The sequence below is a fragment of the Sanguibacter sp. TS_SC_8 genome (assembly GCF_055361235.1).
Genome location: NZ_CM143955.1, coordinates 1,894,745 through 1,917,874, shown reverse-complemented (window position 1 = coordinate 1,917,874; position 23,130 = coordinate 1,894,745). Strand labels below are relative to the sequence as shown.

Annotated in this window: 19 protein-coding genes; 1 reads left to right on the top strand and 18 read right to left on the bottom strand. The window is 71.4% G+C overall.

The features are described 5' to 3' along the window. Nucleotides 1–70: 70 nt before the first annotated feature. The 12 genes from ACWA15_RS08685 to ACWA15_RS08630 form a co-directional block, all read right to left on the bottom strand. Nucleotides 71–1,537, bottom strand: a complete 1,467-nt coding sequence (locus tag ACWA15_RS08685) for a glutamate synthase subunit beta (protein ID WP_464059215.1) — start codon at nt 1,535–1,537, stop codon at nt 71–73. Continuing rightward, complete coding sequence (gene gltB / locus ACWA15_RS08680; RefSeq protein ID WP_464059214.1) at nt 1,530–6,107, bottom strand: glutamate synthase large subunit; 4,578 nt, start codon at nt 6,105–6,107, stop codon at nt 1,530–1,532. The genes ACWA15_RS08685 and gltB overlap by 8 nt, the downstream gene beginning before the upstream one ends. Before the next feature lie 136 nt (nt 6,108–6,243). Next, complete coding sequence (gene lgt, locus ACWA15_RS08675; RefSeq protein ID WP_464059213.1) at nt 6,244–7,308, bottom strand: prolipoprotein diacylglyceryl transferase; 1,065 nt, start codon at nt 7,306–7,308, stop codon at nt 6,244–6,246. Further along, a complete protein-coding gene (trpA, locus tag ACWA15_RS08670) occupies nt 7,305–8,126 on the bottom strand; it encodes a tryptophan synthase subunit alpha (RefSeq protein ID WP_464059211.1) in 822 nt (273 codons plus the stop codon). Before trpA ends, lgt begins: the two co-directional genes overlap by 4 nt. Further along, nucleotides 8,123–9,370 (bottom strand): tryptophan synthase subunit beta, encoded by a 1,248-nt coding sequence (gene trpB, locus ACWA15_RS08665; protein WP_464059209.1) that lies wholly within the window; start codon nt 9,368–9,370, stop codon nt 8,123–8,125. The genes trpA and trpB overlap by 4 nt, the downstream gene beginning before the upstream one ends. 95 nt (nt 9,371–9,465) lie before the next feature. Continuing rightward, on the bottom strand, nt 9,466–10,278 hold the full coding sequence (gene trpC, locus ACWA15_RS08660) for an indole-3-glycerol phosphate synthase TrpC (RefSeq protein WP_464059207.1): 813 nt from the start codon (nt 10,276–10,278) through the stop codon (nt 9,466–9,468). A 209-nt stretch (nt 10,279–10,487) separates the two neighbouring features. After that, nucleotides 10,488–10,757, bottom strand: a complete 270-nt coding sequence (locus tag ACWA15_RS08655) for an HGxxPAAW family protein (RefSeq protein WP_464059206.1) — start codon at nt 10,755–10,757, stop codon at nt 10,488–10,490. Between the two features lie 156 nt (nt 10,758–10,913). After that, complete coding sequence (locus ACWA15_RS08650) at nt 10,914–11,555, bottom strand: Trp biosynthesis-associated membrane protein (protein WP_464059205.1); 642 nt, start codon at nt 11,553–11,555, stop codon at nt 10,914–10,916. Further along, nucleotides 11,552–13,132 carry an anthranilate synthase component I gene (locus tag ACWA15_RS08645; RefSeq protein WP_464059204.1) on the bottom strand — a complete coding sequence of 527 codons (1,581 nt, stop codon included), beginning with the start codon at nt 13,130–13,132 and terminating at the stop codon, nt 11,552–11,554. The genes ACWA15_RS08650 and ACWA15_RS08645 overlap by 4 nt, the downstream gene beginning before the upstream one ends. After that, complete coding sequence (hisI, locus tag ACWA15_RS08640) at nt 13,129–13,575, bottom strand: phosphoribosyl-AMP cyclohydrolase (RefSeq protein WP_464059203.1); 447 nt, start codon at nt 13,573–13,575, stop codon at nt 13,129–13,131. Before hisI ends, ACWA15_RS08645 begins: the two co-directional genes overlap by 4 nt. Before the next feature lie 99 nt (nt 13,576–13,674). Beyond that, on the bottom strand, nt 13,675–15,510 hold the full coding sequence (locus ACWA15_RS08635) for an ABC transporter ATP-binding protein (protein WP_464059462.1): 1,836 nt from the start codon (nt 15,508–15,510) through the stop codon (nt 13,675–13,677). Nucleotides 15,511–15,581: 71 nt separating this feature from the next. Further along, a complete protein-coding gene (locus ACWA15_RS08630) occupies nt 15,582–17,423 on the bottom strand; it encodes an ABC transporter ATP-binding protein (protein ID WP_464059460.1) in 1,842 nt (613 codons plus the stop codon). A 127-nt stretch (nt 17,424–17,550) separates the two neighbouring features. On the opposite strand from ACWA15_RS08630, the gene ACWA15_RS08625 reads away from it, so the two are divergent. Beyond that, the gene (locus ACWA15_RS08625) at nt 17,551–18,201 is read left to right on the top strand and encodes a TIGR03085 family metal-binding protein (protein WP_464059201.1); all 651 of its coding nucleotides are present in this window, start codon (nt 17,551–17,553) and stop codon (nt 18,199–18,201) included. On the opposite strand, the gene hisF is transcribed toward ACWA15_RS08625, so the two are convergent. From hisF to ACWA15_RS08595, 6 genes are read right to left on the bottom strand one after another with little or no spacing between them, the layout of a single operon-like run. Next, nucleotides 18,149–18,931 carry an imidazole glycerol phosphate synthase subunit HisF gene (gene hisF / locus ACWA15_RS08620; RefSeq protein WP_464059200.1) on the bottom strand — a complete coding sequence of 261 codons (783 nt, stop codon included), beginning with the start codon at nt 18,929–18,931 and terminating at the stop codon, nt 18,149–18,151. The genes ACWA15_RS08625 and hisF overlap by 53 nt on opposite strands. 44 nt (nt 18,932–18,975) lie before the next feature. After that, entirely contained in the window at nt 18,976–19,875 is a 900-nt protein-coding gene (locus tag ACWA15_RS08615) for an FKBP-type peptidyl-prolyl cis-trans isomerase (RefSeq protein WP_464059199.1), read from the bottom strand. Nucleotides 19,876–19,925: 50 nt separating this feature from the next. Next, nucleotides 19,926–21,290, bottom strand: a complete 1,365-nt coding sequence (gene pafA, locus ACWA15_RS08610) for a Pup--protein ligase (protein ID WP_464059198.1) — start codon at nt 21,288–21,290, stop codon at nt 19,926–19,928. A 7-nt stretch (nt 21,291–21,297) separates the two neighbouring features. Then, nucleotides 21,298–22,017, bottom strand: a complete 720-nt coding sequence (gene prcA, locus ACWA15_RS08605) for a proteasome subunit alpha (protein WP_464059197.1) — start codon at nt 22,015–22,017, stop codon at nt 21,298–21,300. Then, the gene (gene prcB / locus ACWA15_RS08600; protein ID WP_464059195.1) at nt 22,014–22,871 is read right to left on the bottom strand and encodes a proteasome subunit beta; all 858 of its coding nucleotides are present in this window, start codon (nt 22,869–22,871) and stop codon (nt 22,014–22,016) included. The genes prcA and prcB overlap by 4 nt, the downstream gene beginning before the upstream one ends. A 6-nt stretch (nt 22,872–22,877) precedes the next feature. Further along, on the bottom strand, nt 22,878–23,069 hold the full coding sequence (locus ACWA15_RS08595) for a ubiquitin-like protein Pup (protein ID WP_464059194.1): 192 nt from the start codon (nt 23,067–23,069) through the stop codon (nt 22,878–22,880). Nucleotides 23,070–23,130: the final 61 nt, after the last annotated feature.

Below are 23,130 nucleotides of genomic sequence, written 5' to 3'. Positions count from 1 at the left end.
CTTGGGTAAGTACTGCAGTCGGGACGAAAGTCTTGCGGCGCCCCGTGCACGCGTGCTCGGGGCGCCGTGCTCAGGGACGTAACGCGGCGGTCGTGGCCTTGACGGGCGCCGGGAGCTCAGTGCTGCCCTGCAGGTATGCGTCTACGGTAGCCGCCGTAGCCCGTCCTTCGGCAATGGCCCACACGATGAGAGACTGGCCGCGACCTGCGTCTCCGGTGATGAACAGCCCGGGGACCGAGGAGGAGAAGTCCTCGCGGCGGGCCAGCAGGCCCCGCGGTGTCAGCTCCGAGCCCGTCTGGCCGACGATCGAGTCGGTCTCGGGACCGGTGAACCCCATCGCGATGAGCACGAGGTCGGCCGGGATGATCCGCTCGGTGCCGGGGGCAGGAGCGCGGCGCCCGTCGGGCAGGTACGCGGTCGTGGCGACCTTGAGCGCCACGAGCTGGCCCTTGGCGTCGCCGACGAACTCGACGGTCGAGGCGAGGTAGTCGCGCTCCCCGCCCTCGGCGTGCGAGCTGGACACCTCGAAGAGCAGCGGGTCGGTGGGCCAGGGCTGGTTCGCCGTGCGCTGCAGCGGGGGCCGCTTGCCGATGGCCAGCGTCGTGACGGACGCCGCGCCCTGGCGCAGCGACGTGCCGATGCAGTCCGAGCCGGTGTCACCGCCACCGATGACGATGACGTGCTTGCCGGTCGCCACGATCTGGTCGGGGACCTCTTGGCCTGCCACGACGGCGTTGGCCTGCGGCAGGAACTCCATCGCGAAGTGCACCCCGTCCAGGTCGTTGCCCGGGATGGGCAGCCCGCGCGGGACGGTCGCACCGGTAGCCACGATCACCGCGTCGAACCGGGACCGGAGCTCCTCCCAGGTCACGTCGACGCCGATCTCCACCCCGGCCCGGAACCGGGTCCCCTCCGCCGTCATCTGCGCCAGCCGGCGGTCGATGTGGCTCTTCTCGAGCTTGAAGTCGGGGATCCCGTAGCGCAGCAGTCCGCCGATGGCGTCGTCGCGCTCATAGACCGCGACCGTGTGGCCCGCCCGGGTGAGCTGCTGGGCAGCGGCCAGCCCGGCCGGCCCCGACCCCACGACGGCGACGGTCTTGCCGGTCAGGCGCTGCGGGATCATCGGGACCACGTAGCCCCGCGCGAACGCCTCGTCGATGATCGTGACCTCGACGTTCTTGATGGTCACCGCGGGCTGGTTGATGCCGAGCACACAGCTCGACTCGCACGGCGCCGGGCAGACCCGACCGGTGAACTCGGGGAAGTTGTTCGTGGCGTGCAGACGCTCGATCGCGTCCTCCCACTCGTCCCGGCGCACGAGGTCGTTCCAGTCGGGGATGAGGTTGCCCAGCGGGCAGCCCTGGTGGCAGAACGGGATGCCACAGTCCATGCACCGGCTGGCCTGGACCTTGACGAAGGCCGAGTCTTCGACCCGGTGCTCGTGCACCTCGCGCCAGTCCAGCAGCCGCACCTCGACGGGGCGGTACGCCGGGAGCTGACGCTCCCGGGTCTTCAAGAATCCACGGGGGTCAGCCACGGGAGCCCTCCAAAATCTCTTCCCAGACACCGGGTGCGGAGACGTCGACACCGTCGACGTCAGCCTTGGCGAGCGCCGAGCGGATACGGGCGAACTCCGTCGGCAGGATCTTCGTGAACCGCGCACGGGCGGCCTCGAAGTCGGCGAGCAGCGCGTCGGCCACCCGAGAGTGCGTCTCGGCGAGGTGCCGGCGCAGCAGGTCCTCCACGACGCGCGCGTCGTCGTCGTCCAGTCCGGAGAGGGTGAGCTCCCCGGTCGTGGCGGCGGCGACGTTGAGCGCCTCCCGGCGCAGGTCGAGGACGTAGGCGGTGCCGCCGGACATGCCGGCACCGAAGTTGCGGCCGGTGCCACCCAGGACGAGGACGGTGCCGCCGGTCATGTACTCGCAGCCGTGGTCACCCACACCCTCGACCACGAGGGTCGCGCCGGAGTTGCGCACGCCGAAGCGTTCACCGACGTAGCCGCGCAGGAAGATCTCCCCCGACGTGGCTCCGTAGGCGATGACGTTGCCGGCGATGACGTTGTTCGTCCCGGTCAGCACCGCGGACCGGTCCGGGCGCACGATGATCCGTCCGCCCGAGAGGCCCTTGCCGACATAGTCGTTGGCGTCTCCGAACAGCCGCAGGGTCACCCCGCGCGGCAGGAAGGCACCGAGGGACTGACCGGCCGAGCCGGTCAGCGTGACGTCGATGGTGTCCTCCGGCAGACCCGCGCCGCGGTACCGCTTGGTCACCTCGTGGCCGAGCATGGTCCCCACGGTGCGGTTGACGTTGCGCACAGGCAGCGCGATCTCGACCGGCGTGCCGTCCTCGAGCGCCTGCGCGGCGAGGGCGATGAGCTGGTGGTCCAGGGCCCGGGCGAGCCCGTGGTCCTGGGTCGTGGTGTTGCGCAGCGAGGCGCCCGGGACCGGCTGGGGCACCGTGAGCACGGGCCCGAGGTCGAGCCCCTGGGCCTTCCAGTGGGTGATCGCGCGGCGCGCGTCGAGGGTCTGCACCTGCCCGACAGCCTCCTCGATCGTCCGGAAGCCCAGGGCCGCCAGGTGCTCGCGGACCTCCTGGGCGATGAACTCGAAGAACGTCACGACGAACTCCGGCTTGCCGCTGAAGCGTGCGCGCAGCTCCGGGTTCTGGGTGGCCACGCCGACCGGGCAGGTGTCCAGGTGGCACACCCGCATCATGATGCAGCCGGAGACGACCATCGGCGCCGTCGCGAAGCCGAACTCCTCGGCCCCGAGCAGGGCACCGATGATGACGTCACGGCCGGTCTTCATCTGCCCGTCGACCTGCACGACGATGCGGTCGCGCAGGTTGTTGAGCACGAGGGTCTGCTGGGTCTCGGCCAGACCGATCTCCCACGGCGTCCCGGCGTGCTTGAGGGAGGTCAGCGGGCTCGCGCCGGTGCCGCCGTCGTGCCCGGAGATGAGCACGACGTCGGCGTGCGCCTTGGACACTCCCGCCGCGACCGTGCCGACGCCGAACTCGGAGACGAGCTTGACGTGGATCCGCGCCGCCGGGTTGGCGTTCTTGGCGTCGTGGATGAGCTGGGCGAGGTCCTCGATCGAGTAGATGTCGTGGTGCGGCGGCGGGGAGATGAGCCCGACGCCGGGAGTCGAGTGCCGCGTCTTGGCGACCCACGGGTAGACCTTGTGACCGGGCAGCTGACCACCCTCGCCGGGCTTGGCGCCCTGGGCGAGCTTGATCTGGATGTCGTCCGCGTTGGTCAGGTACTCCGACGTCACCCCGAACCGCCCGGAGGCGATCTGCTTGACCTTGCTGCGGCGAGCCGGGTCGTACAGGCGCTCGGGGTCTTCCCCGCCCTCGCCGGTGTTGGAGCGTCCACCGAGCTGGTTCATCGCGCTCGCGAGCGTCTCGTGCGTCTCGGCGGAGATGGACCCGTAGGACATGGCCCCGGTGTTGAAGCGCTTGACGATCTCGGAGATCGGTTCGACCTCGTCGATGGGCAGCGGTGGGCGCAGCCCGTCCTTGAACTCGAGCAGCCCGCGCAGCGTCATGAGCCGTTCGGTCTGGTCGTCGACCCGCTTGGTGTACTCACGGAAGACGTCGAACTGGCGGGTCCGGGTGGAGTGCTGCAGGCGGAAGACCGTCTCGGGGTCGAAGAGGTGCTCCTCGCCGTCGCGGCGCCACTGGTACTCCCCGCCGACCGCCAGGGACTGGTGAGCCTGGAAGTTCCCCGAGGCCGGGTAGGCCTCGGCGTGGCGGGCGGCGACCTCGGCGGCGATGACGTCGAGGCCGATGCCTCCGAGGCGGCTCGTGGTGCCGGTGAAGTAGTCGCCGACCAGCTCGTGGGAGAGCCCGATGGCCTCGAAGACCTGCGCACCACGGTAGGAGGACATCGTCGAGATGCCCATCTTCGACATGACCTTGAGCACGCCCTTGCCGAGGGCCTTGATGAGGTTGCTCACGGCCTGCTCGGGGCTCACCGTCACATAGCTCGTGGTGGCGAGGTCCTCGACGGTCTCCATCGCAAGATACGGGTTGACCGCGGCCGCGCCGTAGCCGATGAGCAGCGCGACGTGGTGCACCTCGCGGACGTCACCGGCCTCCACGACGAGCGAGACCTGGGTGCGGGTGTGCTTGCGCAGCAGGTGGTGGTGCACGGCACTGGTGAGCAGCAACGACGGGATCGGTGCGAGGTCCTGGTGGGAGTCCCGGTCGGAGAGCACGATGAAGCTCGTGCCGCGGGCGACCGCCTCGTCGACCTCGGCGAAGATCTCCTCCAGGCGTGCCCGCAGGGCCGCCCCTCCCCCGGCGACGGGGTAGAGGCCGCGGACGGTGATGGCGGAGAAGGTCCCCGAGATCGAGGGGGCCTTGTGGATGTTGATGATCTTGGCGAGGTCGTCGTTGTCGATGACCGGGAAGGACAGCACGACCTTGCGGGCGTGGTCCGGGGAGTCGGAGAGCAGGTTCGGCTCGGGGCCGATCGCGCCGCCGATCGCGGTGACGAGCTCCTCGCGGATGGCGTCCAGCGGCGGGTTGGTCACCTGCGCGAACATCTGCGTGAAGTAGTCGAAGAGGACCCGGGGGCGGTTGGAGAGCACGGCGACGGGGGTGTCGGTCCCCATCGCGCCGAGCGGCTCGGCCGCGTTGTTGGCCATCGGGGTGAGGAGGATCTTCACCTCCTCCGCGGTGTAGCCGAACGCCCGCTGGCGACGCTGCACCGACGCCGGGGAGTGGATGACGTGCTCCCGGTCGGGGAGCGTGTCGAGGTAGATCGAGTTCTCCTCGACCCACTGGCGGTACGGGCGCTGCGCGGCGAGCTGGGACTTGACCTCGTCGTCGGAGACGATCCGACCGGCGGCGGTGTCGACGAGGAACATCTTGCCGGGCTCGAGCCGGCCCTTCTGCACGATGGTCGCGGGGTCCAGGTCCAGGACGCCTGCCTCGGAGGCGAGCACGACCAGACCGTCCTGGGTGACCCAGAACCGGCCCGGGCGCAGCCCGTTGCGGTCCAGGACCGCGCCCATGAGCGTGCCGTCGGTGAAGGTCAGGCACGCGGGGCCGTCCCACGCCTCCATGAGGTTGGCGTGGTACTCGTAGAAGGCGCGACGCTCGGGGGACATCTCGGCGTGGTTCTCCCACGCCTCGGGAATCATCATGAGCACGGCGTGCGGGAGCGACCGTCCACCGAGGTGGAGCAGCTCGAGCACCTCGTCGAAGGACGCGGAGTCGCTCGACCCGTCCGAGCAGATCGGGAGCAGCGTCGTCAGGTCACCGAGGTTGTCGCTGGCCAGCTTGCCCTGCCGGGCGGCCATCCAGTTGCGGTTCCCGCGGACGGTGTTGATCTCACCGTTGTGGGCGATCATCCGGAACGGCTGGGCGAGCGGCCAGGACGGGAAGGTGTTGGTCGAGAACCGCGAGTGGACCAGGGCGAGCTCGCTCGCGTAGCGGGGGTCGGACAGGTCCGGGAAGAAGGGCTCGAGCTGGGCCGTCGTGAGCATGCCCTTGTAGGTGAGCGTGCGGGCGGACAGCGAGGCGAAGAAGAGCCCCAACTCGTTCTCGGCACGCTTGCGCAGCCGGAAGGCACGACGGTCGAGGTCGATGCCGGACAGCTCGCGGGCCGGGTCGGCGAGGACCACCTGGCGGAAGGTCGGCATCGAGGCGCGGGCGCTGGGACCGACGAGGTCGGCGGTCACCGGGACCTCACGCCACGCGAGGACCTCGAGCTTCTCCTCGGCCGCGATCGCCTCGACCGCACGGGCGACCTCGTCGGCCTCCACGCGGTCCTGGGGCAGGAACGCCATCCCGATGGCGTAGGAGCCCACCGGGGGCAGGTCCGCCGCGACGACGTCACGGATGAAGGCGTCCGGGATCTGGGTGAGGATCCCCGCGCCGTCCCCGCTGTTCGCCTCGGCGCCCACCGCACCGCGGTGGTCGAGGTTGAGCAGAGCGGTCAGGCCGGCGTCGACGATGTCCCGCCCAGGCGTCCCACGCAGCGTGGCCACGAAGGCCACACCGCAGGCGTCGTGCTCGGCGCGCGGGTCGTAGAGACCTTGCGCTCCGGGTGCGTCGGGCCTGGGGGAACTGCTTGCACTTTTCAGCGGCGTGGACATCAACACCGTCCTCACGGAGGGCCTGCTTGACGCAGGCTTTGCTTTACTGGGGGGATTTGAGGGACGCCATCGGCCCAAACGACATGACAGTACTGTTCAGTTGTTTCGACGACGTTTCGCAGCAGAGTCACTCAGGTCACACGCCGTGGGACTCTTGACCTTTGCTGCGGCCTGACCTGGGCTTCTTCGGTGCATCGTCTGTTTCGGGCGTGGTCACGGAGTCCGCCGAAGACCCCGTGCCTGTCTCAGGATACGACCCCGTCTCGGCGGTCCCGTCCTGCGTGGCGTCGTCCGCCGCGTCGTCCGTCGCGTCGTCCGCGTCGGCCGCTGCGCGCGCCCGTGCTGCCCTGCTCGGGTCGAGATAGACGGTCTCCTCCCGGGCACCGCCACGCCGCCCCACGACGATGAAGGCGACCAGCGCACCGAGGCCGACGACGATCGAGGTCCACACGTTGAGGCGCAGCCCGAGGACCGTCTCGGCGGCGTCGATGCGCAGCAGCTCGATCCACAGCCGACCGGCCGTGTAGAAGACGACGTAGAGCCAGAACACCCGGCCGTGACCGAGCCGGAAGCGGCGGTCGAGGTAGATCAGCAGCGCCGCGGCAGCGAGGTTCCAGACCATCTCGTAGAGGAAGGTGGGGTGGAAGAGGGTGCCCACCGGGTACCCGGCGGGCAGGTGGTTCTGGCCGATCTCCAGCCCCCACGGCAGAGTCGTCGGGCTGCCGAAGAGCTCCTGGTTGAACCAGTTGCCGAGCCGTCCGATCGCCTGGGCGATGAGCAGCCCGGGGGCGAGCGCGTCGGCGAAGGCACCGAAGCTCACCCCGGCGCGACGGCACCCGATGTACGCGCCGACGGCGCCGAACGCCACGGCGCCCCAGATGCCGAGCCCACCCTCCCAGATCGCGAAGGCCTTGAGCGGGTCTCCGCCCTCCCCGAAGTAGGCGTCCGGGGAGCTGAAGACGTGATAGATACGCCCGCCGACGATGCCGAAGGGCACCGCCCAGTAGGCGATCTCGTAGACCTCGTCGGCCAGGCCGCCGCGTTCCTCCCAGCGCTTGCCGGTGAGCCACGCGGCGACGAAGATCCCAATGAGGATCGCGAAGGCGTAGGCGCGCAGCGGCAGCGGCCCCAGGTGCCACACGCCCGTGCTCGGGCTGGGGATCGAGGCGAGGATCGTCAGGGTCTGCTCCGAGGCGCTCACGCGCTCTGCCCCGCTCCCGCGCGGGCCGAGCGGACACCGGCCGCGAGGCCGCGGGCGACGTCGCTCATCGCCGCCAGACGCTCGGCGAACGGTCCGTCCCCGAGCAGCGGCTTGACGAAGGCGGAACCGACGATCACGCCGTCGGCGTACCGCCCGACCTCGGCGGCCTGCTCCGGGCGGGAGACACCGAGGCCGACGCACACACGCTCGGCGCCGGCCGCGCGGGTCGCCGCGACGAGCTGCTCGGCCCGGGAGCCGACCGTGGCCCGCTCCCCGGTCACACCCATCGTCGAGGCCGCGTACACGAAGCCGCGCGAGGCAGCAGCGGTCAGCGCGAGGCGCTGCGGGGTCGAGCTCGGGGCGACGAGGAAGACCTTGTCGAGGTCCCGGGCGTCGGCGGCGGCGATCCACTCCGCGGCCTCCTCGGGGACGAGGTCGGGGGTGATGAGCCCGGCTCCCCCGGCGGCCGCGAGGTCGCGGGCGAAGGCGTCGACCCCGTAGCGCAGCACCGGGTTGAAGTACGTCATGACGAGCACCGGGGCGCCGAGCCCGGCGACCGCCTCGATCACCGTGAACACGTCCTTGACCCGGGACCCGCCCTCCAGCGCGATGGTCACCGCGTCCTGGATCGTGGCGCCGTCCATGACCGGGTCGGAGTACGGGATGCCCAGCTCGAGGATGTCCGCCCCGGACTCGATGAGCGTCCGGGCGGTCTCGATGGACTGCTCGAGGGTGGGGAACCCGATCGGCAGGTAGCCGATGAGCGCGGCGCGCCCCTCAGCCTTGAGCTCGTCGATCCGACGTGCGGTGGCGCTCACGCGTCTGCTCCTTCTGCGCTGAGGTCGGTGTCGGCGTCGACGAGGTCGAACCACCGCGCGGCCGTGGCCACGTCCTTGTCACCACGGCCGGACAGGTTCACCAGGATGAGCTCGTCCGTGCGGCCCGCGGCACGGGCCTCCAGGCCCAGCTTGATGGCACCGGCGAGGGCGTGGGCGGACTCGATCGCGGGGATGATGCCCTCGGTGCGGCTGAGCAGGCGCAGGGCCTCCATCGCCTCCGCGTCGGTGATCGGGTGGTACTCGGCCCGCTTGATGTCGGCGAGGAAGGAGTGCTCGGGGCCGACCCCGGGGTAGTCCAGGCCCGCCGAGATCGAGTGGCTCTCCTTCGTCTGCCCGTCCTCGTCCTGGAGCAGGTAGGACCGGGCGCCGTGCAGCACGCCGGGCGCCCCGCCAGTGATCGAGGAGGCGTGCCGGCCGGTCTCGACACCGTCGCCGCCGGCCTCGAAGCCGACCAGGCGGACGCCCGCGTCGTCGAGGAAGGCGTCGAAGATGCCGATCGCGTTCGACCCGCCGCCGACGCAGGCCGCCACGACGTCGGGCAGCCGGCCGGTGAGGTCGAGGACCTGCTGGCGGGCCTCGACACCGATGACGCGCTGGAAGTCACGGACCATCGTGGGGAAGGGGTGCGGGCCCGCGGCGGTCCCGAAGACGTAGTTGGTCGTCTCCACGTTCGTCACCCAGTCGCGCAGCGCCTCGTTGATCGCGTCCTTGAGGGTGCGTGAGCCGGTCGTCACGGGGATCACCTCGGCGCCGAGCAGGCGCATCCGGGCGACGTTGAGCGCCTGACGCTGGGTGTCTTCCTCGCCCATGTACACGACACACTCGAGGTCGAAGAGCGCTGCGGCGGTGGCGGTGGCGACGCCGTGCTGGCCGGCGCCGGTCTCGGCGATGACCCGCTTTTTGCCCAGCCGCTTGGTGAGGAGCGCCTGGCCGAGGACGTTGTTGATCTTGTGCGACCCGGTGTGGTTGAGGTCCTCGCGCTTGAGGATGATCCGGGCTCCACCGGCGTGCTTCGCGAACCGCGGCACCTCGGTGATGATGCTCGGGCGCCCGCTGTAGGACCGGTGCAGCTCGTTCAGCTCGGCGGCGAACGCCGGGTCGGCGACTGCCTTGTGGTACTCGGCGTCGAGCTCGTCGAGGGCAGCGATCAGGGCCTCTGGGACGTAGCGTCCGCCGAACTCGCCGAAGTAGGGGCCTTGGAGGTTCTGCAGTGATTCAGGCAAGGGGTTGGGCCTTCCAGAGTTGCGACGATCGGCGCCTCCGGGACGCGCCGATGAGGTCGGACCGCCCTGCGAGGACACCGGGAGAGCTGGGTGTGTCAGTGCCGGACGGCCCAGAGCGAGGGGTGTGAGCCGGCGGCGACGAGGTCGGCCACGGCGGAGCGCGGCGACTCACCGGTGACCAGGGCCTCCCCCACCAGGACGGCGTTCGCCCCGGACCGGGCGTAGTCCATGACGTCGTGCGGGCCGCGGACACCGGACTCGGCGATGCGCACCACACCGTCGGGGACGGCCGGGGCGAGCCGCGCGAAGGTCGTGCGGTCGACCTCGAGGGTCTTGAGGTTGCGGGCGTTGACCCCGACCAGGCGCGCCCCGGCGTCCAGCGCCCGGGTCACCTCGTCCACGGTGTGCACCTCGACCAGCGCGGTCATGCCCAAGGAGTGCACCCGCTCCACGAGCGACTCCAGGACGGTCTGCTCGAGGGCGGCGACGATGAGCAGGACGAGGTCCGCGCCGTAGGCACGGGCCTCCCACACCTGGTAGGGCGAGACGACGAAGTCCTTGCGCAGGATCGGGATGTCGACCGCGGCACGAACCGCGGTGAGGTCGGCCAGGCTCCCGCCGAATCGGCGTTCCTCGGTGAGCACCGAGATGACCGACGCGCCGCCCTTCTCGTACTCGCGGGCGAGGGCCGCCGGGTCGGCGATGGGGGCGAGAGCCCCCTTGCTCGGGCTGGACCGCTTGACCTCGGCGATCACCGCCACGGCGTCCTCGTGGTTGAGCCGGCTGACGCACTCGAGCGCGTTGGGCTGGCGGAGAGCGCGTTCCTTGAGGTCAGCGAGCGGCGTTGCCGCCTCGCGGACCGCGAGATCTTCCCGAACTCCGACGATAATGTCATCGAGCACCGTCATGACGCCTCTTCTCCCCGAACATCGCCTGCACCAACTGAGGCACTCTCACTGCGGTCATCCACGTCCGCGTCCCGCGGACCTGCTTCCAGTCATCGTAGAGCCGCTACGTGACGAGCGACTCATCGGTGCGTCCCGTGAGACGACGCGAGGCCCCGCAGCCGACCCGGACCCGCCCGGCGGCTGGTGCCGCGGCGGGTCTGGGGACGGCTCTAGCGACGAGCAGCTGCGTCGTCGGCGACGGGCGGCTGGCCGTAGCCGGCGACGGCCAGGATCTTCCCGCCGACCAGGCCGACGACGACGATCGCCGCACCGACCCAGACGAGCCAGACGACGGGCACGCACATCGCGACGCCGGCGACGATGGACCCGACGACCACGACGATCGTCGTGAACCAGGCGGCGAGGGTGTGCCCGTGGTTGGAGGGCGGCGAGGACGGCGGCAGGTACGAGACGTCGATCGGCGCGGAGCTGTCAGTCATGGGTCATGCCTTTCCTGGAAACGTGGTCCCAGCCTATCCAATGCTGGCGCGCTGGGACGTCATCGGGCGTCGGCGGGCGATCAGGCACGGTCAGGCGGGCGGTGGGGTCAGTGGTGTCAGGGTGGGGCGGGCGGGGTCAGGGTGGGGCGGGCGGGGTCAGGTGGGGTCGTCGCCCTGGGTGAGCGCGTCCCAGGCGTCCCGCTCGTCGAGGTCGGCTCCCGGAGCCTGCGCACCCGGGGCCTTGGCGCCCGTCGCGCCCGCGGCACCCGCCTCGTTCGTGCCCGCCGGGGCCTGCCCCGCGCCATGACGGGTGTCGTACTTCCTCGTCCGGCTCCCCCAGTCGATCGGGGCGACCGCGGCCCGCACGGCGACCGCGATGATCGCGAGACCGCAGGCGACGGTGAGGTAGGGGGCGTAGGACACGCTCACGTCACCGACGACCCCGACCACCCCGGTCGCCTCGGCGACCCCGGACCGTGCCGCGGCGTCGGGCGAGCGGATGAAGGTGAAGCCGGAGCCGGCGATCACCAGGCCGCCGAGGACCACGACGACCAGGGTGAACCAGCGGGCCACCCGGCCGACCAGGCCGAGCGCGAGGCCGGCCGCGACGACGACGAGCGCGGCCGCGCTCACCCCCGCCGCGGCCGCGGTGCCGGTCACCGTGACCGTGACCTGCTCGTCGAGGACCGTCGACGCGTAGGTCGTCAGCCACGTGGGCGCCGCGGTCGCGACCCCCGCCGCGCCGAGCGCGACGAGGGAGAGCACGACCTGGCGCCGTCCGGTCGCTCCTCTGGTCATGGTCGGGCTCGCAGCCGGCTCGCGATCTGCACGGACCGCACCGCCGCGGCGGCCTTGTTCCGCGACTCCTCGTACTCCAGCGCCGGGACCGAGTCGGCCACGATCCCGCCGCCGGCCTGGACGCTGGCCCGGTTGTCGCGGATCAGCGCGGTGCGGATGGCGATCGCCATGTCCATCGTCCCGTCGAAGCCGAAGTACCCCACGGTCCCGCCGTAGATCCCTCGCGAGGCGGGCTCCACCTCGTCGATCAGGGCGATCGCGCGGGTCTTGGGCGCGCCGGAGAGGGTGCCGGCCGGGAACGTCGCGGTGAGCACGTCGAGGGCGGTGACCTCGGGGCGCAGCTGACCCACGACGGTCGAGCAGATGTGCATGATGTGGCTGAACCGCTTGATCGCCATGAACTCCACGACCTCGACGCTCGACGGAGCGCACACCTTCGCCAGGTCGTTGCGGGACAGGTCGATGAGCATGATGTGCTCGGAGCGTTCCTTGGGGTCGGCGAGCAGCTCCACGCCGAGGCGCTGGTCCTCCTCCGGGGTCGTCCCGCGCGGGCGGGACCCGGCGATCGGGAACGTCACCACCCGGCGGTCGGTCACCTTGGCCAGGGTCTCCGGGCTGGAGCCGACGACCGCGAAGTCGCGTCCTGCGGCGTCGACCAGCTGGAAGTAGTACATGTACGGGCTCGGGTTGATCGTGCGCAGCACCCGGTAGACGTCGAGCGGGTCGGCCGGGCAGTCGAGGTCGAGGCGCTGGGAGATGACCACCTGGAACACCTCGCCGTCGCGGATGGCGACCTTGCCGGTCTCCACCGCCCGCTCGAAGTCCGCGCGGGCGGTGCGGAACTCGAGCTCCGGCTCGGTGGCGCCCGGGTCCAGGACCCGCAGCACGTCGGCGCCCGAGGGGGCCGCGGCCACGAGCTGGGCCTCCATCGCGTCCAGCCGCGCGACGGCGTCGGCGTGCGCCTCCTCGACCCGCTCGTCGGTCGCGTCGAAGTTGATCGCGTTGGCGATGAGCCAGACCGAGCCGTCGATGTGGTCGACCACCGCGAGGTCGCTGGCCAGGCACAGGGTCATCTCGGGCACACCGAGCTCGTCCGGGGCGGTCGCCGGCAGCGTGGGCTCCCAGCGGCGCACGAGGTCCCAGCCGAGCGCGCCGACGAGGCCCCCGGTGAGCGGGGGCAGGCCCTCGATCGCGTCGGTGTGCAGCACCCGCAGCGTGGCGTCGAGCACCTCGAGCGGGCTGCCCGACGTCGGCACGCCGGCGGGCACGTCACCGCTCCACACGGCCTCGTCGCCGGCCACGCTGAGCGTGGCCCGCGAGTTCACGCCGATGAAGGAGTAGCGGGCCCAGCCGCCGTCGATCTCGGCGGACTCCATGATGAACGTGCCCGGGCGTCCCGCGGCCAGGGTGCGGTACAGCCCGACCGGTGTGACGTCGTCGGCCAGCAGGCGGCGCACGACCGGGACCACCCGGCGACCGGCGGCCAGCTCGCAGAACTCCTCGAGCTGGGGCCAGGTCTGGCCCCAGGCCAGCGTCCCGGCGGTGCGGGGACCCCCGCTGGATGGCGCTGCGGTCACGATGAGGGCTCCTTGGTGGGTGCGGGGGTGGTGGCGTCCGCGGTCGGCGTGTGCTCAGGGGACCGCGCGCCGACGACGGCGCCGAGGTCTCCCCCGGTGAGGAAGCAGGTCCGCTCGCCCGTGTGGCAGGCCGCACCGACCTGGTCGACCTCGACGAGCAGCGCGTCGCCGTCGCAGTCGATCGCGACGGACCTGACCCACTGGACGTGCCCGGAGGTGTCGCCCTTGCGCCAGTACTCCTGACGGGATCGGGAGAAGAAGGTCACGCGACCGCTGGACAGGGTGCGGGCGAGCGCCTCGTCGTCCATCCAGCCGAGCATGAGGACCTCGCGCGTGTCGTGCTGCTGCACGACCGCGGCGACCAGGCCCGCGTCGTCGCGCTTGAGGCGCGCGGCGATCTCGGGGTCGAGGGTACTGACAGGGGCGGGGATGGAGGAAGGCATCGACACCGGTGCATCTTCCCACGACCCGGCCGTGCGGGTCACCCTGAGCACCCGGTCAGCGCACCTGGACGCACCTGGACGCAGCTGGGCGCACCCGGGTCAGTGCACCTGCGAGACCCAGGCGGCGTGCATCCGCGCGTAGTGCCCCTCGCCGGCGACGAGGTCGCGGTGCGTCCCGACCTGGGCGATGCGCCCTTCGTGCACGACGACGACGAGGTCGGCCGCCTCCGCGGTGGAGAGGCGGTGCGCGATCGTGATCGTCGAGCGTCCCTGGGTCAGGGAGTCCAGCGCCCGGGCGACGCGCACCTCCGTCGCGGGGTCGACGGCGCTGGTCGCCTCGTCGAGCACGAGCAGATCAGCCCCGGCGAGGTAGGCGCGGGCGATCGCGACGAGCTGGCGCTCCCCGGCGGAGAGGGACTCCCCGCGCTGGCCGATCTGCGTGGCCAGCCCGTCCGGGAGGTCGGCGATCCAGTCGGTGAGGCCGAGGTCGGTGATCGCCTCGTCGAGCAGGCCGTCGAGGAGGGCCTCCGGCAGTGCGTCGGGCACGCCGTCCGGGACGGCGTCGGGCACGCTGCCAGCCACGACCGGCTCGGGCCGGTGGCCGTAGGCGATGTTGTCGGCGAGCGACCCGTCGAAGAGGAAGCCCTCCTGCGGGACCATGACCACCCGTCGGCGCAGGCTCGCGCCGCGGATGTCGCGCAGGTCGGTCCCGTCGAGCAGCACGCTGCCGCCGACCGGGTCCATGAGCCGGGTGGCGAGCTTGGCCAGCGTCGTCTTGCCCGAGCCGGTCGCACCCACGACCGCGACCCGGGTGCGCGGGGGCAGCACGAGGTCGATGCCGTGCAGCACCGGCGCACCACCGGGGTAGGCGAAGGTCACGCCGCGGAACTCGATGCCGGCCGGCCCGCGGGGGCTGTCGACGCCGGCCGCACCGGGGTCGGCGACCAGGACCGGGGTCTCCAGGACCGCGAGGACGCGGCGCCAGCCGGCGACCGCGTTCTGCAGCTCATTGAGGATCTCGGTGGCCATCTGGACCGGTCCGGTGAAGAGCTGGACGAGGAAGAGGAAGGCGAGCAGCTGCCCGATCGTCAGCGTCCCCCCGACCCCGAGGTACGTCCCGGCCACCACGACCGCGCTGAGCACGAGGTTCGCGACGAGCACGCCGGAGGAGAAGACGACCGAGACGAGGCTCTGCGCGCGGACCGCGGAGCGGCGGTGGGAGTCGATCGCGCCGTCGATGCGTCGCTGGGTGCGCTCACCCACCCCGTAGGCGCGGATGGTCTCGGCCCCCACGACGGCCTCGGACACCGCGCCGAGCATCGCACCGACCTTGGCCCGCACCGCGGTGTAGGCCTGGTTGACCTTCTTCTGAGCCGGGCGCAGCACGAAGAAGAGCGGCACGAAGCACACCCAGACCACGATGGTCAGCTGCCAGGAGTAGACGGCCATGAGGGCGGTGGCGGCGAGGATCTGGAGGATCGAGACGAGCAGCATGATGCCGCCCCACTGGACGAACAACGAGATCGTGTCCACGTCGCTGGTCACCCGCGACACGAGCGAACCGCGCCGCTCGGTGCTCTGGGACAGCACGGACAGGTCGTGGACGTGACGGAACGCCTTGACCCGCAGCGAGGCCAGGCCTGCCTCGGTGCTGCGGAACAGGCGGACGTTGACCAGGGCGGAGCACATGCCGGCGAGCAGCAGCACGACGGCGGCAGCCGAGACGAGCCAGGCCACCCGGGTGGTGTCCACCCCTCCCGGGGCGAGGATCCCGGTGTCGACCGTCTGCTGCACCGCGAGCGGCACGACAATCCGCCCGCCCGCGGCGCCCATGGCCAGGAGCAGCGTGATGACGACGCCGTCGATGATCTCGGGTGAGACCTGGACCCCGCGGCGCAGGGTGGCGAAGACGCCGAGCTCGCTCGCCGAGGCGATCGCGCCGCCGGTCTCACCGGTGCCGGACGCCTCGTGTGCTGTGGTCCCGTGCGGGACCTTTCGTGCGGCGCTCACGCCTCGTCCTCCCGTCGGGCGGCCTCACGCTGGTAGGCCAGCGCGAGATCGCGGAATCCTTCGTCTCGTTCGATGAGCTCGTGGGCGGGGCCGGTGTCGACGACCGCCCCCGACTCCAGGTGCACCACCCGGTCGGCCAGGGCGACGCTCGACATCCGGTAGGCGACCATGATCACGGTCGTCCCGGAGCCAGCCCGCAGGCCGGCGAGGATGCCCTGCTCGACCTCGGGGTCGACGGCACTCGTGGCGTCGTCGAGGATGAGCAGCCGGGGCTGGCGCACCAGCGCCCGGGCGAGCGCCACCCGCTGACGCTGCCCGCCGGAGAGGTTCGCGCCGCGCTCCCCGAGCGGGGCGTCCAGGCCCAGCGGGAGCGCGCGCACGACGTCGGCCACCCGGGCCAGCTCGAGGGCGGCCCACACCTCGTCGTCGCCGGGGCGGGTGGGGTCGTCGTCGTCGGCCAGGGTGATGTTGGCCCGGATCGTGTCCTCGAAGATGAAGGTGGTCTGCGAGACGAAGGCCACCGCCCCGGTCACCTCGGTCGGGACGAGCTCGCGGACGTCGACGCCGTCGAGCAGCACCTGCCCGCGGCTGGGGTCGGAGAGCCGGCTGAGCAGCGAGACGAGCGTCGTCTTGCCGGCCCCGGTCGACCCGACCACCGCGACGGTCTCCCCCGGTGCCACGTCGAGGGTGATCCCCCGGAGCAGGTCCACGTCACCGGTCGCGCTGGGAACGCTCACACCGACGTCCGTCAGCCGGACCGTCAACCCCTCACGCCCTCGCTGAGTGCGGGCGAACGGCTGCCCGCTGGGCGTTTTGTCCAGCCGTTCGGCCGCACTCAGCGAGGTGGGTGGGGTGGGTGGGGTGGGGAGGCGGCGGGTGCCGGGGACGAGGGCACCTCGGGCGTCGAGGACCTGGCTGATCCGGTCGTAGCCGACGATGCCGCGCGGCAGCTCCCCGAGCACCCAGCCGAAGGCTCGGACCGGGACGGCCATCATCGTCAGCAGGTAGGCCGCCGAGACCACCTCACCGGTCTCGACCGCCCCGCTCTGGACCCGGACGGTGCCCACGAGCAGCACGAGCAGCGTGCCCAGCGGCGGCAGGAACTCGATGATCGGGTCGAAGAACGCCCGGACCGTGCCGACCTTGACGTTGGCGGCGCGCAGCGCGGCGGTGCGCTCGGCGAAGCGGGCCTCCTCGCGGGCCTCGGTGCCCAGCGCCTTGACGAGCAGCGCCGCCTCGAAGCTCTCGTGCGCGACGTCGGCGACCTCGGCGCGGAGCTGCTGGGCGAGGGTGATGGCCGGGGACATGTACTTCTGGAAGACGAAGTTCACCAGGACCGCGACGGGCAGCACGCTCAGCGCCGCGACGGCGAGCCAGCCGTCCAGGCTGACCAGGGCGACGGCGGCGATGAGGATCATCACGCACACGCCGAGGGCGAAGGGCAGGGGGTTGAACACCCCGGTCGCGGCCTCGACGTCGGAGCTGACGTTGGAGAGCAGCTGGCCGGTGGGGTGCGCGCGGTGCCACGACATCGGCAGCTCGAGGTACCGGGCGGTGACCGCCCGTCGGTGCCGGGCCTGCAGGTTCGCCACCCCGATGCCGGCGAAGATCCGGCGCGCCGCGACGCTCAGGGCGAGGACGAGGCCGACTCCGGCCAGCGCTGCGCCACCGATCCAGGCCCGCCGGGCCGGAGTGGCGTCGTTCATCGCCGGGACGACGATCGAGTCGGTCACCGCGCCGAGGACCTGGCTCACGGCGACCGTCAGTCCGCCGAAGATCGCGGAGGCGCCGATCGCGAGGACGTAGATGCGCCACTCGGCGCGGATCCCCGCCCCCATGAGAGCCAGGGAACGACGGGTACGGCTTCCGGTGAGGGCATGGGTGGTCACGAGCGGAACCGTCCTAAGCGAGGGAAGCATCGATCCTCTCACAGTCACGCGTGCCCCCACGTGCCACGATGGGCACATGGCAACTACGTGGAACGTCGACGAACGTGCGGGCCTGGCCCGCGTCCTGGCCGACCTCGGACCGGGGCGCCCGACGCTGTGCGAGGGGTGGCAGACCGAGCATCTCGCCGCCCACCTGGTGCTGCGCGACCGGACGCCATGGGCGCTGGGGCGGACCGCTGACCTGGCCGAGCGGGCCCGCGACCGCGCGGAGTACGACCGGCTGGTGGCGGAGATCGCCGCGGGGCCGGGCCGCCTGGCGCCGGGTAGCTGGGCCGGGGAGCCGATGAACCTCATCGAGTTCTACGTCCACATCCAGGACGTGGTCCGCGCCCAGCCGCCTGCGGACTCCCCCGGCGTGGACCCTCTCGACCCGGCGCACGCCGCCGCGCTGTGGGCCCACTTCCGCCACTTCGCACGCCTTCTCTACCGGCCCGCCCCCACCGGGGTGATCCTCGCGGCGGACGAGGGCCACCGGGTCGTGGTGCGACGCCCCCGCTCCGGCCACGGCAGCGTCGTGGTCGCCGGGCCCGTCTCCGAGCTCATCTTGCACGGGTTCGGCCGTGGCGCCGCGGCCGACGTGCAGATCCACGCCAGCCCGGCCGACGCCGACGCGCTCAGCGAGCGGTTCCCCGCACCACGATCCCGTCCGCTGCCATCGCGTCCTTGACCTCGCCGATGGTCAGCCTGCCGAAGTGGAAGACGCTCGCCGCGAGCACGGCGTCCGCGCCCGCCTTCGCCGCGGCAGTGAAGTCCGCGGCGCTCGACGCGCCGCCGCTGGCGATGAGCGGGACGCTCACCCGGCTGCGCACGGCGGCGAACATCTCGAGGTCGAAGCCGTCGTAGGTGCCGTCGGCGTCCATCGAGTTGAGCAGGATCTCCCCCGCGCCGAGCTCAGCCGCCCGCACCGCCCATTCAACGGCGTCGATGCCCGTGCCCTGCCGGCCGCCGTGGGTCGTCACCTCGTAGCCGGACTCGGTGCGCACGTCACCGGTCACCCGGCGGGCGTCGACCGAGAGCACGAGCACCTGGCTGCCGAAGCGGTCGGCGATCTCGGAGAGCAGCTCGGGGCGGGCGATCGCGGCGGTGTTGACCCCGACCTTGTCGGCCCCGGCGCGCAGCAGCCGGTCCACGTCGTCCGCGCTGCGCACCCCGCCACCCACGGTCAGCGGGATGAAGACCTCCTCGGCGGTGCGCCGCACGACGTCGTACGTCGTCTCGCGGTTCCCCGACGACGCCGAGACATCGAGGAACGTCAATTCGTCGGCGCCCTCGGCGTCGTACTTGCGGGCCAGCTCGACCGGGTCGCCCGCGTCGCGCAGGTTCGCGAAGTTCACGCCCTTGACCACCCGGCCTGCGTCGACATCAAGACACGGGATGACGCGGACCGACACAGACATGTTCCCTGCTTCCTCAGGCGAGCGGACGACTACGGCACGCTACCTCATTCGAGGGGCACTGCCGGGGACACGGCAAGGATGTCGACAACGTAGACGAGGGTCTCGGTGGAGAGTTCGTTGCCCGAGGGGCCGAAGGCCAGGCCGGGCGGGACGACGAGCATCACCCTGCTGCCCACGGGCAGGTCCACGAGACCCTCGTCGACACCCTCGATGACCGCGTCCGTCCCGACCGGGATGGTCACCGGCAGGTCGCCCCACGTGCTGGAGAGCACCTCCCCGGTCGACCACTTGGCCTGCACCAGCTGGATGACGACCTTGCTGCCGGCACTGACCTGCTCACCGGTGCCGCGCACGACCTGTCGCACGACGGGCATGGTCGGCGCGGGCTGGTCGACGGGGATCGTCACGGTGGGCACCCCCTCGGCGTCTTCGGCGACCACGGGCAGCCCCGCCTCAGGGTCCCTGATGTCGCCCATGGCTCGGGTCGGGAGGATGTCGATGCTCATGACGGTCGGGACGCCGTCCGTCTCGACCGCGTGCAGGATCCGGGCGCCGACCCGCTGACCGGAGAGCACCGAGACCAGGTCGGAGCCGATCGCCTCGTCGGTGACCAGGTACGCCGCCGGGACCGTGAGGAAGTCGTTGCGCAGCGCCGTGGCGTCGGCGCCGTTCTCGGAGTAGATCCGCAGCAGCACCGGCTCACCCTCGACGACCTCGTCGCCGTCGCCCTCCCAGACCACCTCGGTGACCGGGGAGTCCAGGGTGAGCGGCACGGAGTAGGCCAGCACGGGAGCCTCGGCGGCCGTGCCGGTGATCGTCACGACCGGGGCCGCCACCGTGGCGGAGGGAGCGTCGTCGGCGGACGGGCCGCAGGCGGCAGTGACGGTGAGCACACCGGCCACGGCGCACGAGGCAGCGAGGACTCTGAGTTTCCGTAGGCGCATAGACGGCCCATCCTACCGAGCCACGATGAAGGTCTCGTAGAGGCGACCGCTCACATGCTCTCGATCAGCCGGTCCACCCGCTCGTCGACGCTCTGGAACGGGTCCTTGCACAGCACGGTGCGCTGTGCCTGATCATTGAGTTTGAGGTGCACCCAGTCGACGGTGTAGTCCCGTTTGGCCTCCTGGGCCTTGCGCACAAAATCTCCCCGAAGCTTCGCCCGGGTGGTCTGGGGTGGGATCGCCGTCGACTCGAAGACTTCGATGTCGCTCGCGACCTTGTCCACCAGCCCGCGCGCGGCGAGGAGGTTGTACAGGCCCTCGGTCCGGGAGATGTCGTGGTAGGCGAGGTCGAGCCGGGCGATGCGCGGGTCGTCCAGGGCCAGGGAGTGCTTGTCCTGGTAGCGCCGGATGAGCTGGTGCTTGATCACCCAGTCGAGCTCACGCTCCACGCTCGTCAGGTCTCCCGACTCCAGCGCGACCAGCCCGCGCTCCCACAGGTCGAAGACCTGCTTGTCCATCGAGGAGATCTCCCCGCTGTCCTCCACGAAGGTCCGGACCCGGGTGAGGTACTCCTGCTGCAGCTCGATCGCGGTGACCGTGCGACCGGTGGCCAGCATGATCGGCGCCTTGCCGGTCATGTCGTGGCTGATCTCCCGGATCGCCCGCATGGGGTTCTCCAGCGCCATGTCCCGCATCGGGATCCCGGCCTCGATGACCCGCAGCACCATGTCGGTGGCACCGACCTTGAGCATGGTGGTCGGCTCGGCCATCGACGAGTCGCCGACGATGACGTGCAGGCGCCGGTACTTCTCGGCGTCGGCGTGCGGCTCGTCCCGGGTGTTGATGATCGGCCGGGACCGGGTCGTCGCGCTCGAGACCGACTCCCAGATGTGGTCCGCGCGCTGGGACAGGCAGAAGGTCGCACCCTTCGGCGTCGCCATGATCTTGCCCGCCCCGGTGAGCACCTGACGGGTGATGAGGAAGGGGACGAGGATGTCCGCGAGCCGGGCGAAGTCCCCCTGGCGGCGCACGAGGTAGTTCTCGTGGCAGCCGTAGGAGTTGCCGGCGGAGTCGGTGTTGTTCTTGAAGAGGTGGATCCGGCCCGGGATGCCTTCGAGCTCGAGGCGTTGCTGGGCGTCGGCCACAAGCCCCTCGAGGATGCGTTCCCCGCCGCGGTCGTAGGCGACCAGCTGGCGGATGTCGTCGCACTCCGCCGTGGCGTACTCCGGGTGGGACCCCACGTCGAGGTACAACCGGGACCCGTTGCGCAGGAAGACGTTGGACGACCGCCCCCACGCCACGACCTTGCGGAAGAGGTACCGGGCCACCTCGTCGGCGGACAGGCCCTGGCCGTCCGCGGCGGCGCAGGTGACGCCGTACTCGGTCTCCAGACCGAAGATTCGTCGGGTGCTCATGGCGTCCTCACGTCGCAGGCGGTGATGTCAGGAGCTCGTCGAGCGCCGGACCGGCGAGACGGCGGAAGGCCCGGCGCGCGCGGGTGCGGTCCAGGACCGCGACCTCGAGGTGGGTCGCCGGGATCTGGCGCGGCTCGCCCTCAGTGGTCCCGGAGCCGAGGGGTGTGGCCAGGACCGTGCGCACGAGCGTGAGCACCTCCGCAAGGGTCATCCCGGGGCGCCATCCGGTGCTCATGACCTCCCCGAGCTGCTCGGCCTGGCCACCCATGACGACGTACCCGTGCTCGTCGCCGACCGAGCCGTCGTAGGACAGCCGGTAGATCTGGTCCAGATCGTGGGTGGCACCCACCTGGGCCACGACGAGCTCGACCTCGAGCGGCTTGGACTCGGTCGTGAAGACCGTCCCGAGCGTCTGGGCGTAGGCGTTGGCGAGCCCCCGGGCGTTGACGTCTGACCTGTCGTAGGAGTAGCCGCGCAGGTCCGCGTAGCGCACGCCGGCGACCCGCAGGTTCTCGAACTCGTTGTACTTGCCCACCGCGGCGAAGGCGATCCGGTCATAGATCTCGGAGATCTTGTGCAGGGCCCGGGACGGGTTCTCCGTCGCGAAGGCGATCCCGTCGTCGTAGGCGGCGACGACGACGGACCGGCCGCGTGCGATGCCCTTGCGGGCGTAGTCCGCACGGTCCTTCATGAGCTGTTCGGGCGAGACGTAGAACGGCATGCTCATCGCAGGTCACCTCCGTGCTGCTTGCCGTGGGCCGCGCGGGCGTCGCGCACCGCGCGGGTCCGTTCGGCGGCGATCAGGTCGACGACGTCCTCGAGCTCGTCGGCGGGCACCCGGCGGAAGCCGTCGACGGTGACCGTGGCCACGACCGGCCAGATCTTGCGGATCGAGTCCGGGCCGCCGGTCGCGGAGTCGTCGTCGGCCGCGTCGACCAAGGACTCCACGGCCACCCGGACCGCGGAGGGTGCGTCCATGCCGGCCCGCCAGAGCTTCTTGAGCGCGCCGCGCGCGAAGACCGAGCCGGAGCCGACGCTGTGGTGCTCGTACTCCTCGTACCGGCCGCCGGTGACGTCATAGGAGAAGATCCGGCCGGTGTGGTCGTCGAGGTCGTAGCCGGCGAACAGCGGGATGACCGCCAGGCCCTGCATGGCCATGCCGAGGTTGCCGCGGATCATCGTCGAGAGCCGGTTCGCCTTGCCGTCCAGGGACAGCAGCGTGCCCTCGATCTTCTCGTAGTGCTCGAGCTCGAGCTGGAACAGCCGGACGAGCTCGATGGCCAGGCCCGCCGTCCCGGCGATCCCGACGACGGAGTAGTCGTCAGCGGCGAAGACCTTCTCGATCTCCCGGTTGGCGATCATGGAGCCCATCGTGGCGCGCCGGTCCCCCGCCATGACCACTCCGCCGTCGAAGGTCGCCGCGACGATGGTCGTGGCGTGCGGGGTCATGGGCACCGTCCCGGCAGGCAGCGGCCGGGCACCGGGCAGCAGGCTCGGGTCGTGCGCGGCAAGGAAGTCGACGAAGGACGCGGTCCCGGGGGTGAGGAAGGCACGGGGGAACTTACCGGTGGGGTCCGCCATCGCGGATCACTGCCCGCCCTTCTGGACGAACCCGCGCACGAAGGACTCGGCGTTGATCTCGAGGACGTCGTCGATCTCGTCGAGGAGGGCGTCGACCTCGGTGTCCCGGGTCTGTGCAGCGGCGACCGGGGCGGGTGCCGGGTCGACGTCGTCGGGCTCCCGGTCCTGCGATGCGTGGTGCTGACGTTCCTGTGCCATGTCATCCTCCTTGCCTCCGCAGCACTGCTCGACCTGCGGCTCGACGAACTCCCATCTAACC

What these genes read in the sequence shown, in the direction of transcription:
- gltB (WP_464059214.1), bottom strand. Translation starts at nt 6,107, where the DNA reads ATGTCCACGCCGCTGAAAAGTGCAAGCAGTTCCCCCAGGCCCGACGCA.
- trpC (WP_464059207.1), bottom strand. Translation starts at nt 10,278, where the DNA reads ATGACGGTGCTCGATGACATTATCGTCGGAGTTCGGGAAGATCTCGCG.
- ACWA15_RS08655 (WP_464059206.1), bottom strand. Translation starts at nt 10,757, where the DNA reads ATGACTGACAGCTCCGCGCCGATCGACGTCTCGTACCTGCCGCCGTCC.
- ACWA15_RS08650 (WP_464059205.1), bottom strand. Translation starts at nt 11,555, where the DNA reads ATGACCAGAGGAGCGACCGGACGGCGCCAGGTCGTGCTCTCCCTCGTC.
- hisI (WP_464059203.1), bottom strand. Translation starts at nt 13,575, where the DNA reads ATGCCTTCCTCCATCCCCGCCCCTGTCAGTACCCTCGACCCCGAGATC.
- ACWA15_RS08630 (WP_464059460.1), bottom strand. Translation starts at nt 17,423, where the DNA reads ATGGGGGCGGGGATCCGCGCCGAGTGGCGCATCTACGTCCTCGCGATC.
- ACWA15_RS08625 (WP_464059201.1), top strand. Translation starts at nt 17,551, where the DNA reads ATGGCAACTACGTGGAACGTCGACGAACGTGCGGGCCTGGCCCGCGTC.
- hisF (WP_464059200.1), bottom strand. Translation starts at nt 18,931, where the DNA reads ATGTCTGTGTCGGTCCGCGTCATCCCGTGTCTTGATGTCGACGCAGGC.
- ACWA15_RS08615 (WP_464059199.1), bottom strand. Translation starts at nt 19,875, where the DNA reads ATGCGCCTACGGAAACTCAGAGTCCTCGCTGCCTCGTGCGCCGTGGCC.
- pafA (WP_464059198.1), bottom strand. Translation starts at nt 21,290, where the DNA reads ATGAGCACCCGACGAATCTTCGGTCTGGAGACCGAGTACGGCGTCACC.
- prcA (WP_464059197.1), bottom strand. Translation starts at nt 22,017, where the DNA reads ATGAGCATGCCGTTCTACGTCTCGCCCGAACAGCTCATGAAGGACCGT.
- prcB (WP_464059195.1), bottom strand. Translation starts at nt 22,871, where the DNA reads ATGGCGGACCCCACCGGTAAGTTCCCCCGTGCCTTCCTCACCCCCGGG.
- ACWA15_RS08595 (WP_464059194.1), bottom strand. Translation starts at nt 23,069, where the DNA reads ATGGCACAGGAACGTCAGCACCACGCATCGCAGGACCGGGAGCCCGAC.